Origin of the sequence: Bacteroides timonensis (assembly GCF_000513195.1) — a bacterium.
GTDB lineage: Bacteria > Bacteroidota > Bacteroidia > Bacteroidales > Bacteroidaceae > Bacteroides > Bacteroides timonensis.
Genome location: NZ_CBVI010000105.1, coordinates 1 through 12,428 on the forward strand (window position 1 = coordinate 1; position 12,428 = coordinate 12,428).

8 protein-coding genes are annotated in these 12,428 nt (G+C 44.7%); 2 read left to right on the top strand and 6 right to left on the bottom strand.

Annotated elements, in window-relative coordinates; translation table 11 throughout:
• The first annotated feature begins 292 nt into the window (after positions 1-292).
• Positions 293-1,735, top strand: a complete 1,443-nt coding sequence (locus tag BN161_RS19570) for a retropepsin-like aspartic protease (RefSeq protein WP_044269521.1) — start codon at positions 293-295, stop codon at positions 1,733-1,735.
• A 65-nt stretch (positions 1,736-1,800) separates the two neighbouring features.
• Here BN161_RS19570 and porV read toward each other — a convergent pair whose 3' ends face one another.
• The 5 genes from porV to BN161_RS19595 all read right to left on the bottom strand — a co-directional run bounded on the left by porV (position 1,801) and on the right by BN161_RS19595 (position 10,823).
• A complete protein-coding gene (gene porV / locus BN161_RS19575; RefSeq protein WP_044269522.1) occupies positions 1,801-2,973 on the bottom strand; it encodes a type IX secretion system outer membrane channel protein PorV in 1,173 nt (390 codons plus the stop codon).
• 130 nt (positions 2,974-3,103) lie between these two features.
• A complete protein-coding gene (porU, locus tag BN161_RS19580; RefSeq protein WP_044269523.1) occupies positions 3,104-6,940 on the bottom strand; it encodes a type IX secretion system sortase PorU in 3,837 nt (1,278 codons plus the stop codon).
• Between the two features lie 16 nt (positions 6,941-6,956).
• Positions 6,957-7,574: a fumarylacetoacetate hydrolase family protein gene (locus BN161_RS19585; protein WP_007210477.1), complete on the bottom strand. Its 618-nt coding sequence runs from the start codon at positions 7,572-7,574 to the stop codon at positions 6,957-6,959.
• On the bottom strand, positions 7,574-8,236 hold the full coding sequence (locus BN161_RS19590; protein ID WP_007218733.1) for a redox-sensing transcriptional repressor Rex: 663 nt from the start codon (positions 8,234-8,236) through the stop codon (positions 7,574-7,576). The genes BN161_RS19585 and BN161_RS19590 overlap by 1 nt, the downstream gene beginning before the upstream one ends.
• A gap of 97 nt (positions 8,237-8,333) precedes the next feature.
• Positions 8,334-10,823 (bottom strand): DUF5686 family protein, encoded by a 2,490-nt coding sequence (locus tag BN161_RS19595; protein WP_044269524.1) that lies wholly within the window; start codon positions 10,821-10,823, stop codon positions 8,334-8,336.
• A 109-nt stretch (positions 10,824-10,932) separates the two neighbouring features.
• On the opposite strand from BN161_RS19595, the gene BN161_RS19600 reads away from it, so the two are divergent.
• A complete protein-coding gene (locus BN161_RS19600) occupies positions 10,933-11,280 on the top strand; it encodes a translation initiation factor (RefSeq protein ID WP_007210473.1) in 348 nt (115 codons plus the stop codon).
• 126 nt (positions 11,281-11,406) lie between these two features.
• Here BN161_RS19600 and tsf read toward each other — a convergent pair whose 3' ends face one another.
• The gene (gene tsf, locus BN161_RS19605; protein ID WP_044269525.1) at positions 11,407-12,399 is read right to left on the bottom strand and encodes a translation elongation factor Ts; all 993 of its coding nucleotides are present in this window, start codon (positions 12,397-12,399) and stop codon (positions 11,407-11,409) included.
• Positions 12,400-12,428: the final 29 nt, after the last annotated feature.

The window sequence follows — 12,428 nt, forward strand, 5'->3', positions numbered from 1 at the left end:
TGTACCTGGCATTTTGACATTCAACATGTTCATGTTACCTTTGTTGAAATGAAAACAAAACAAAAGAAAGGAGACGAACTGATGACCAGTAATTATATTCGTTTCTTTCCAGTTATGAATATATTCTGATCACGGAACACACGGAGCACAGAGTATCACAGTGTTTAATCAGGTGGTAATCAGAACAAATAAAACTTTCATGTTATCCTTTAACCCATCCAAACAGAATATTTCGTATATTTGAAAAATGAATCACCCAGAAGATTGTCTAACCCTGAAACAATCTATAGATATGAAGACAATACTACTCTTTTTACTTCTCTGCATAAGCCTCAGCACATCTGCCCAAACAGCTGATGAACGTGCCGGAACTTACATGAATCAGGCAGACTGGTTCAGTCTGCAACGCGAATTCGCTATTAACAAAGACTCCCTACATCCTTTCCTGCAAGAATTCGGTCAGGCACTACTGGATAATTTCTTTAACCGCCCTGAAGCTGCCTGCGAATCCATAGGCAAATTGCTGAACGAACAACAAAATAATATGGGATTTGAGAATACAGCTTCCATGATATACTTACTATCCGAAAACCTAAGCAAACTGGGAGCTAACGACCAAGCTGCCGAAACGCTGAAAAGTTTTTGTGACCAACTGGAAGGTCAGGTGGACAGCGCTTTCCTTGCCGGCTACCGGACAAGGGAATGTCAATACCGGGCGCTGGCGAAATACGACCTATACCAATGGAACAAAGCGGATAACGATCTTATCCTCCCCTTCCGCATAGACAGTATAGGAACTAAAGGTTCTACCGCTATTACCCTGCAAGGAGAACTAAACGGAAAGGAACGAAACTATACACTGGATACCGGTGCCGGAGTCAATGTAGTGACACCCGAAGTAGCGGAAGCCTGCGGTATGAAGATGCTGGATGTGGAGATTACGGCACATGGAATACGAGCGGGCAGTGGGCATCTTGCCTTGGCAGAAGAAGTAAGAATAGGTGATCTCGTGATCCGGAACGTACCTTTCTATGTACTGGATATGAAGACCGGAGAAGAAAAAGCAGACCGCTATATGAAGCATTTGGAAGCTATCATCGGATTGCCTTTACTTAATCAGCTCCAGGAAATCAGATTGGATTTCCTTACCAACCGGCTGACTATTCCCAAAGTCCTGACTCCCGCACCGACGTTTGCACCGAATATCTGCCATACAGGGAAGAATATTCTTGATCTGGAAGTAGTGTATAACCAAGAACTGTTACGTATGAACTTCGACAGTGGTTCCGGCGTCAGCCAACTGAACTACGATTATTTCAAGCGACATAAAGATCGCATTGAGCAAATAGCGGAAAAGGATTCTATGAGAATGGCAGGTTTCGGCGGAACAACACGAGTTTGTGTCTACAAGATGCCGGGTGGAGGATGCTTCCAGATAGGAGAATATACAGGATGCATCGATAGCCTGAATGTAGTGGCAACATCCGGAGAAGATGCTCTTCATTTTGTTGGAGACGGAGTAGCAGGAATGGATTTCTTCCGGAGCTTCAACACCATTACTATTAATCTGAAGGATATGTTCGTAAAAACCACCCCGAAAAAACAAGAGAGAAACGCAATGATCTATGATAGCGAAAAGCTACGCTTAAAACTACCGGAAGACAAACTGAATATAACGGATATATTATTGGGGATAGCAAATGTATATCTGGACTACTGGAACCAGCATCGCTAAATACTCTACACACAACTCCCCCCTTTCTGTCGAAAGGCACTTGTAGCCCGTAACTCGTAGCTGATTCATCTTCTGCGACGTCCGAACAAGTCCTTTATCCCATCCAGATCAAAACCTAACGTGAAACGAAGCGTCTGGTCGAGCGGATTGCTTTGTGCCGTAGATACCAGATAAGCAGCATCCAACGAGAATACGCTCATCTTGAATCCTGCACCAAAAGAAAAATATTTGCGGTTTCCTTTGTTCTCATGTTCCCAGTGATAACCGCCACGAATGGAGAACTGTTCGTGATAAGTATATTCCAATCCCAAAGACCACTGTATCTCCTGCAATTCTTCCTTGAAGCCACCGGGAGCATCACTGAAAGACTTAAAGATCCCCTTAATGGGAGAAATATCATTATAATCACGGTCCAAACGTTCTTCATACTCTTCCTGCGACTCATCTTCTCCACGAACAGGACGGGTAGGAACCATATACTTATTGGCATCAAAACTAACTCCGATTGTATTATAATCATCTATCGGGAATAACAGGGAAGCACCCAAACGTAAGTTGGTAGGCAGGAACTGACTGGTATTACCACTATCATAAGAAATCTTCGTACCGATATTGGAAGCATTCAGTCCGAAAGAAAGCATACACTCCCGTTGGGCAAGTATGACGTAATTCGTATAATAGAAGGCAATATCGGCAGCAAAAGCAGAGCCGGCGGAAACGTCTTCATCTTCCCTGTACGCCAGGTCGGAGTAAATGTATCGCAAGGCAACCGCAGCAGAGAAATGTTCGGAAAGCATACGGGAGTACGCCACATCTACCGCCATTTCATAAGGCTTAATGGTATATCCGGGAGAATTCTCATCCTGATACGCTACGGGCACTTCACCCAAAGAGAAATAACGCAAAGAGCCGCTGACAGCCTGATAATCTCCGATACGGTAGTAGCCTGCCAGATATGCCAGATCAATATCATTCACCAACTTACGCAACCAAGGCGTATAGGAAACCGCTACTCCGGCACGGCTGATCGTAAACGGATACTTAGCCGGATTCCAGTATTGAGAGTTTACGTCCGGATCTGTAGCCGCACCCACATCTCCCATACCACCGCCACGGGAGTCAGGGGCAATACCCAAAGAGTTAACACCGGTATTAACGGGATTAAACTGATTCTTGTCCTGGGCAAGAAGGTTTGCGGACAAGAAGGCTATGAGTAAGAGTAAGATATATTTCTTCATACAATATCATTTAAATTCTCATCCGCAGATGACGCAGATAACACAGATTTAAAAGCTATGCAAAAGAATATCTGCGTCATCTGCGGATGAAAAATATCTTTTATACTAATAAAACAGAGAATCCCCCTGTTTATTGTGACAGGATAATGATTTTCTGTGATTTCGTACTTTCGCGGCTACCGTCGGAGACAATAGATGCACGATACAGATAAACACCCGGTGCCAGACGTTGCCCGCCATTACTGCACAAATCCCATTCCACATAATAAGTTTGTCCTTCGGATACTCCCTTCTCCAGATGTGTCCACATTTCCCGTCCGGCAAAATCGTATACGGACATACGGACCGCAAGCGTGGAGCCGGGACGATTGTGAGAAAGAACGAATGTAGTACTTTCACGGGCAGGGCTCTGTGTACAAATAACAGAGAACAGACCGGGACGCAATCCGCGAACCACCTCAAACTCCAAAGTTTTTGTAGAGGAATTATTCAGTAAATCCCAGGCACGGAACGACAACGTATGCTTGCCCTCAGTGAGTTCGGGCACAGAAAAATATACCGTTCCCCGGGTATAGTCTCCCGCTACCGGAGTATAATAATCATTCAGATTATAAGTCAGCACCGCACTGCCGTCGATACAAAGCGAAAGATCATGCCCGATGCCATTGCCAACCGTATTGATACCATCCGCATCTTCCAACTCCGCCACAAACAACGGGGTGGTATTGGTTTGTCCACCGGGACTAAAGTCCGGCGTATTCAGATAAACGGTTATCTTAGGTCCTAATGTGTCCGTCAGAGAAACACCATCATCTGTTCCACCCACCAGGAAGCGGTCGAAAGCTCCGCCGGCTTCATAAGAATGAACGGCATCCAGGGCATAAAGGCTCAACAAACCTTCTTCATCGGAATAGTTGATATCCAACGGCACGGGGAAAGTAAATTCAAACCGTCCCTGACGAACCGAGTCACTGCCGGAGAAAAGAGTTTTGCTGCGCTCGGTATAAGTGAAAGCTCCCTCATCACGATTATCAAGAGTCGTCACTTCTTCCTTACTATCCAACACAGTAGGATGCACTGTACCGGTAAAGTCTTCAGCCAAAGCTCCTTCGGGAGTCAGGATACGTCCTTTTACTGTAATCTTGCTACCGGCTTTCACCTGCGGATAGACGCTCGTTTCTTCTGTCACATTCACACCCGCAAATTCGTCTACCTGCACCTGGTAATCGGGATATGCCAAAGTCAGAGCAGGGTCGCCAATCAGAGAGAAGTTCAGTTTATTCCTATCGTTAGCCAAAGATTCATCGCACTTGGAAAGCCGCATGATGTCTCCAAGCCGCAAACGTTTACCTTCGGGACGCGAAAAAATATGGCGGAGGAAAGCCTGATTCAACGTGGAGTTTTGCGAAGCATATACCACCCGCGATGTAGTGAGTAAAGCTATAGCGCCACCTTTAGTATTCAGGAAAGCCTGCTCTCCGGCGGAAGTTTGTATATCATCAAAACGGGTAAAGTCACAGGTGGCGGTAATCCATAGAGGAAGGCGGGGAGACGTCATTTTAGTGATGTCAGCCATCGTCAGCAGATTCTCTGCCGCCCATGCAGAAGTACTTCCATGACCTGTATAGTTGACTACCAACATTCCCCTGTTAAATAACTGCAAGAGGCGCTTCGTAGCATCAGGATAAGTTTCTCCGGTAGCGGAAGATTCACGATGGAAAGCATCGGCATAGATCCGGTTGACAAGCAGAGAAGGATAATTTCTCTCGGTGTAGCTTGCCAATAATTCAGATTGAGAAGCATGCATATTCTTATCTCCGTCATCAGCTACATAGCAAACTGTATGTTTCCACGGACCCGCCTGTTTATTTTCCATATAAGCAATTGTCTTATCTACAGTGGCTTTTGCCTCAGCCGCCGTACGAACGGGGAAACGTCCGATGCCAATATCCAACATACCGGCTGTAAGATCATCACCTTCTTCATCATCCAGAAAGCCGAAGTAATCGTCAGTTACATAGGAAGAAGTCTCTTCCAAAGAAGCTTCCGATTGATAAGATAGCAGAAAGTTTTCAGGCCGGTAACTCTTCCAGGAAGAAGTCAGCATACGATTGTCGTAGCTGCAATCTCCGAAGAATAACAGGTATTTGGGACGTTCAGCTTCATTCGGAAAGCGATCATACAACATCTTCATCAGACGGCGATAAGCCGTTCCATCCGGTGTACCGGAGGAAAACTCATTGTAGATTTGCGGAGCGGTAAGGACAAGGACGGACAATCCGTCTTTCTCACGATGGGCTTGTGCCAGTCGTTCCGCCTGTGCCAGCAGGTCTTTCCGGTCGGGAGCAATGATAATCATATCCGTAGCTTCCAAAGAATGCAGATTCTGGTTCGCAACCCCACCTGCGTTTTCCACTGTATCAAAGCCTCCCGCTTCGGGAGTGATGGCAACAAACTCACGCAACTCTCCTGCGGGAATGGTAAATGTATAGGTGCCATCAGCAAAACTGCCTTCTATCCTGCCAATGTTTGCAGGATTGGTGACATCCCACACAACAGTAGAAGCTGTGGCACCGGAAAGAACGAACGTCGTCTCCTTATGAATGGAAGCCAAAGAGCGAAAAGTGAGATAAGGAGTGTTCAACGTAAGTGCACGCATATAGTTTAAGGCGATGTAATCCAGACGCCCCGATGTACCCGAAGGGCGGGTATGGGTGATGGTTACAACTGTATTTTCCGACTTAGTCCCTTGCCAGGAGCCATTCATCGTTGCAGAAGTAGCTCTGGTATAATATTGATTATCGGAATCGATGGATGCCAGTGCGATATTTCCTTTCTGTTCACCGTTCACTGAAACAGAGTAGCTGGTAGACACATCAATGGAGCGGGCGGCAAAGACAGTAGTCAACCATCCGGCAGCTTCCGGCACAATGCCCGGCAAGTTCAGCGTATAACTTTTCGTATTTCCGGCCGCATAATCATAATCTTCATAAAGCTGCCTGCCGGTACCTGCCCAACTATATGCATCTTTTTCATAGATAGCAAAGGAATTAAAAGTCGTCAGTCTGTTAGCCGAGGTTTCTTTCAAGGAAGAGAAGACTTCAGTTTCCATTTCCGGAATATCCTCCCGGTCAGTCAGGAAGTAATATCCTTCATCGGAGTAGAAGTTGCGCTCGCGGACAAAGTAAGTATTTTGGCTATCCGGCGTCCAGGATACAGTGCCACGACCATAAAACAACACGCCATCTGACAAACGCAACAAAGGCACTTCGGGTAAGTCAGCCGCCGGATGTTCATTGAAACGCTGAGACAGCAAATAACCGCCATAACCAAATACGCGGACTTTTTCGGGCCTTGAGAATCCCATCTTCTTTAATTCGGCATTCGTGATTTTAAAGACTCCGGTATTTCTCACACTTATCTTCGTCCAACGGCCGGAAGCAAGAAGTGATGTTGTACAATCTTTTAAAGAAACTTCGGTTGACGTTGTATTCTGATTTCGGGTAGCTGTTTCCTCTCCTATTCTATCTTTCTTAGGTAAAGACTTCACGGATAGTTTGAAAGAATTCAATCGTTGATAACTTCCTTCACGAAAAACAACAGGAACAAAGCTTATGGAGAGAAAGCCGCGATGTGCGGAGACCTTAATGAAGGAGTTTATCTGTGGAAACGCCGGCAAGCCTTCGCGGAAAGCAACATTTTCATTGGGTAACCAACGTAAACTGTCGAGTCGCATCTCTAATGCTGCCACCTCACTCCGATTTAACTTCTGGTATTCCGGAAACTCTATTTCCACCTGATAGGTGAAGGAACGGAAGTCTTTCCCCAAAGAGAGTTCACGCGTCACTATGGGAAGCGTTTGTGCAGAAGACAATTCCTGCCAGTTCAGCGTAATGAATTCCTGCGCTGAAACCGGAAGAAGAAAAGCGATAAAGCAACAAAGCAACCAGCAACGTTTGATAAACATATCGTAATAAATTGACTCAACGAATATAAAAGTCGAGCAACTTATCTTCTCCGAGGTATCCTTCCAAATGCTGTCCTATCTGTACCGGACCTACGCCTGCGGGAGTTCCCGTAAACAACAGGTCGCCTATTTTCAGCGTCATAAAGCGGCTGACGTATGCAATGATCTCATCCACTTTGAAAAGCATATCCGAGGTATTGCCATGCTGCACTTCCTTGCCGTCTATTTCCAGACGGAAATCAAGCTGCTGCAAATCGCCTCCTGCCTGCTCCAAAGGAACAAAAGTTCCGATAGCTGCCGAATGGTCGAACCCTTTGCAAAGTTCCCAGGGATTACCCGCTTCACGGAACTTACGTTGCAAGTCGCGTGCCGTAAAGTCGATGCCTACAGTCACTGCGTCATAATAACGATTGGCAAAGCGCGGCGCAATGTTTTTTCCCAAACGGCAAATACGTACCACCACCTCAGTTTCGTAATGAACCTCATCCGAAAAATCGGGAATAAAGAAAGGCTTTCCGTCTTTCAATATAGCCGAGTCGGGCTTCATGAAGATAACCGGCTCTTTATTAACTAACGTATGCCCCAGCTCTTTATTGTGCAGTGCATAGTTCATTCCGACAGCAATAATCTTCATTATTCGATTTCGTTAAAATTCAGGCGGTTGAACATCACCGCCAAATGAGCATATAGAGAAGTATTCTGAACAACGATATTTTCCGGCACACGGATACGGAACGGGGTAAAGTTCCATACAGCTTTGATGCCACCGGCTATCATGGTATCCGTAATGCATTGGGCTATCTCGATAGGTACAGTCAGCACACCGATGTTCACATCATATTCGCGCATCTTCTGCTCGAATTCACTGGAATGAAAGATCGGTATTCCGTTCAATGTAGTGCCTACCAATTCCGGCGTCACATCAAATGCTGCTACAATTTCCAGTCCGAAGTGCTTCAAACCGGAGTCGCGCAACAATGCACCACCCAGACTACCTACTCCAAACAGAAATGCTTTATGCATATCGGTAAATCCGAGGAAGTCTTCCAGTACAGCTATCAGCGTATCGACTTCGTAGCCTACACGCGTACGCCCGGAAATGTTGACATACGACAAATCCTTGGCTATCTGTGAAGCATCTATATTGATTTCTTTGGATATCTGTGTAGAAGAGACGTACCGTTCGCCCCGCTGCTTGAGCAGCTTAACATTCGACAAGTACCACGGCAACCTGCGCAAAGTAGGCTCCGGCACTTTCATGCTATCCTTATATTGAATTGCCTGGTTCGTGGTCATTTTCTTCATTTCTTTCGGTTACGGGTTGACAAAAATACGTTTTTTTCTGAAAAGAACAGTCCTATAGAAGAAAGTTAACATAATTTCTACAAAAGTTTTACTCGTCAGCAAAGAGGGATAACGGCAAACTAAGGGAAACTCCCACCGAATGGAACTTCAGGCAATCGAAACCGGCAAAGACTCCTATCCGTGCCATATCGGAAAACCCGATCGAATATCCAATCTCCGTATAGGGGCGCCGACCATATATCACGATGGAACGAAGATGCAAGGCTTCATCAAATGCTTTTCTTGACAGAAAAGGAAGATGTTTCAGAAACAGATATGGAGTATACCAGGAAACATTAGCCTGTGCCCAGCGGGTATTAGTGGACAAAACGTAGTTATCCAGTAAACTAAACCCGGTATCGAAAGAACGTTCCGTAACCAGTATGCGGGTAGAAGCGAAATGCTTAAAGTCGGGGAACTGAAGATTCTTTGCATCAAAGAATGAGCCTGCATTCACTGACCAATGCAGGCGATTGAACATACCGAATTCGATTTTCTGTTTAGCAGAGAATTGCATCAGGTGGTACGAGGTAAGATAACGGCTTCCGCTCATAGGGAAAGCTCTGTCATATTTCAGGGCAAATGTAGGATAACGGGAAGCTTCATACACTTTCTTACCTTGCGACATGTGATAGTAGTGAGCCGGAGTGTACTCCAACTCAAAAGAAGCTTTCAGGATATCATTCTCCGGCATTGGTCGGAAAGCAGCGTTTTCCGGAATATTCGGTTCGGCATCTCTTTTGAACCAACTTTTACGGATATGGTTATCCAGCATCTTCCTGCGTTGCCAGGAAAGTGAGGAAGAAAAAAGTAATCCGTTAGCCGGCTCTATCGCATGGTCAACAGTGAAGAAGGTATTCTCATAAAGCTTCAGATGATTATGACCGAACAGCGAGCTGGACATACTGTTAATCAAACGGGATTCTCCGCTTTCCGAATTATAATCGGCGGACAGAAGACCTCCGGAAAGAGATAAATAACCACGGTTCCGGGGAGCATAATCCAGCGTCAGTTCTCCTTGTCCAATCCAGTTTTTGCGGGCAGTGGTATAATAGAAAGAAGGCACAAAACGAAGTGTAGAAGATTCTGATAACTTCACTCCTGTCTTTAGCTTAACTCCTAACCAGAAGCCATCCACAAAATTATATTCGGGAATATAAGCGGAAAGACCAGGTAAAGTTAACCATGCATTTTTATTGGAAGTCCTAAAAGTCTTTCCCCACATAATGGTATTCAGTACTTGCCCGACCGCTGTTTTCTTCTCGGATTTTTCTCCGGGTGATAAATCTTTCAGCGCAATCTTTTCTTCTTTATATTGATAACTCTGCACTTCTTCCAATCGCAACGGCACGCTACGGATAGTGGTCCAATAAAGAGAATCCCGCTTATCGGCAAGCGAATCAATCTGAGTATCTTTGCGTCCGATCCGTGCCGGACGTTCAAATTTATGTTTCTTCGGCTGCGCTATTGCAGTGGCAGTTACAGGTTTTGCCGCTTTATCCGTATTGGTCTCCGACTGGATATCCGTTTTTACCTCTCTATAGTGTATTGCTGCCAGATAAGAAGCCTCTGCCTTGAAACCCATTATATCAATGGTAGAAGAGGTAGTAATAGAAACCGGCAGAAAAACAGATGACTGTACTTCCTTGCAAGTGATTTTAATCTTTGCTTTCAACCCGGTAGCGCGAACATTGACATCAGCAGCTGATATGCACCACAAATCTTCTACAATGAACAGGTCTCCTTCCAGCAAACGGTTATCGTCTTTCTTGGGAATCACACGGATCTTATTTATCATTTGTCCTTCTTCCACAAAACAAGCGTCAAGTTTGAAACGATAGTACGAGAAAGCATTTTTATTTAACGGGGAAACTTTACCGAAAAGCTCGGGGGTATAGAGATTAATCGTAGTTATCCCCATGTCCACCCCTATTTCTTCTGGAAAAGAGTTCTTATTGGCTAATACCTTATTATTCCAAACATTGGGGGCAGTAAAATTCACGATCTGCTGTTGCTCCAAGACAAACAGCTTTCCAAGCCATTCTTTTGCATCTTTCCGCACCTCTTTGGATAATTTCAGGACAGCGGGAATAGCGGTCCCTTTACCGGTTCCCTTCAGATACGTGCCGGCAGTGTAGCTTTTTATCTGAGTGCGATAATAAGGAGCACGTGCTATCGCTTTACGCATCACTGCATAAGCCGGATCTTCATTTCCCTTGGTAATGTTTACTTCCGGCAGGCTATAGGTACGTTCGGCAAGTATTATATCCTTCTCATAATCACGATTCAGCATTTGAAAAGTAAAGGTCTGGGATATGAATCCTAAAGAAGAGACCTCACAGGTATATTGTCCGGCAGATAACTTCGTTTGAAACCGTCCATGCTCATCGGTAGTTAAACCTGACTTCATTTCTCTCAGATAGAGAGCGGCATAAGGAACCGGCTTTCCGTCAGTATCCGTAACAGTACCCTTGAAAGATTGTGCAAAAGATAGTATAGTAACCAAAGACAATAGGAATAGCCAGATGATTCTTTTCATATTTCGTATATTTGAAGCTAATTAGCGTTTTCTATTAGACGACAAAAGTCCCAAAAGATTGCAAAGTTCCACGCAAAATATTACTTTTGATTCTTAAAACAGAACGAATATGAAGAATAATGATTGGAAAGAACGGTTGAATGTTGTTTATTCTACCAATCCGGACTATAGTTATGAAATGGAAGATGATGGGGAACAAGTTACCCCGGAAGCTTCCAGGCAGAAGTTGCGTGTTCAGTTGGATCGCAAGAATCGAGGAGGAAAAGTAGTCACACTTGTCACAGGTTTCGTAGGTACGGAAAATGACCTGAAGGAGTTAGGTAAATTGCTGAAGTCCAAATGTGGCGTAGGCGGAAGTGCCAAAGACGGAGAAATCATCGTACAGGGAGATTTCAAACAGAAAGTGCTGGAACTACTTAAAAAAGAGGGATATACGCAGACTAAACCGGTCGGATAATCCGGTTCACCGAAACAGACGGTCTATCAGTAAGTATATCACTTCTTCCAAAGGAGGAAAATATGCATAAAAAACGACCGCAACGGAAATTCCCGTGCGGTCGTTTTTTATATATATTGAGTTGAATTATTCAGCTTTCAAAGTGAAACGCTTGAAAGCTACAATCTTCAATTCAGGGTCAGCTGCTGCCAACACTTCTCTTACAGTCTTCTTAGAGTCCATAATATTTTCCTGGTTCAGCAAGCAAACTTCTTTCAAGAACTTAGCCAGACGACCTTTAGCGATGTTCTGAATCATTTGTTCAGGCAGATGTGCAGCCTTTTCAACAGAAACAGTAGCAATGATTTCTTTTGCTTTTGCTATATCTTCAGCTGTAATCCAACCTTTAGCCATATTGCTTTCCATGTGGTCTTCGCTGTCCACGTGAGCCGGATTGATACCTGCTTTCTTCAAAGCAGCCTCAACAGCTTTCTGTACCTGTTCTGCTTTGGTCTTCTCAATAGCAACTTCAATTTCTTTCTGCTTCACTTCTTCAGAAACACCATCCTCGTCAATTGCAATCGGGTTCATGGCAGCAATCTGCATAGCCACTTCCTTAGCCAACTGCTCGCCAACTTCTTTATTGAAAGCAACGATAGTGCAGAGACCATTTCTATTCATATGATTGTAAACAACAGTGCTTGCACCCTCTACAGTCATGTAGCCGTCAAGTTCCATTTTCTCGCCTGTAATACCGCTACGGTCAGTCACTGCATCCTGTACAGTACCGCTACCCATCGGCAATGCTTTCACTTCATCCAAAGTTTTGCAGTTGTTAGCTACAGCAAGATCAAGAACATCCTGAGTCAATTTTATGAAATCAGCATTCTGAGCTACGAAGTCAGTTTCACACTTCAACGCAATGATTACGGCAAAGTTACCGGTAGTTTTAGCCAAAACACAACCTTCAGAAGCTTCGCGGTCTGAACGCTTAGCGGCAACAGCCTGTCCCTTCTTACGGATTATTTCTATTGCCTTGTCGAAATCGCCTTCAGCTTCCGTCAATGCATTCTTACAGTCCATCATACCTGCTCCGGTCATTTTACGGAGTTTGGTAATATCAGCCATTGTTACAGCCATAATATATTTTCTTTTTATAATTAATATTC

Excerpts from the sequence above, each read along its gene's own strand:
- BN161_RS19570 (WP_044269521.1), top strand. The coding sequence starts at position 293 with ATGAAGACAATACTACTCTTTTTACTTCTCTGCATAAGCCTCAGCACA.
- porV (WP_044269522.1), bottom strand. The coding sequence starts at position 2,973 with ATGAAGAAATATATCTTACTCTTACTCATAGCCTTCTTGTCCGCAAAC.
- porU (WP_044269523.1), bottom strand. The coding sequence starts at position 6,940 with ATGTTTATCAAACGTTGCTGGTTGCTTTGTTGCTTTATCGCTTTTCTT.
- BN161_RS19585 (WP_007210477.1), bottom strand. The coding sequence starts at position 7,574 with ATGAAGATTATTGCTGTCGGAATGAACTATGCACTGCACAATAAAGAG.
- BN161_RS19590 (WP_007218733.1), bottom strand. The coding sequence starts at position 8,236 with ATGACCACGAACCAGGCAATTCAATATAAGGATAGCATGAAAGTGCCG.
- BN161_RS19595 (WP_044269524.1), bottom strand. The coding sequence starts at position 10,823 with ATGAAAAGAATCATCTGGCTATTCCTATTGTCTTTGGTTACTATACTA.
- BN161_RS19600 (WP_007210473.1), top strand. The coding sequence starts at position 10,933 with ATGAAGAATAATGATTGGAAAGAACGGTTGAATGTTGTTTATTCTACC.
- tsf (WP_044269525.1), bottom strand. The coding sequence starts at position 12,399 with ATGGCTGTAACAATGGCTGATATTACCAAACTCCGTAAAATGACCGGA.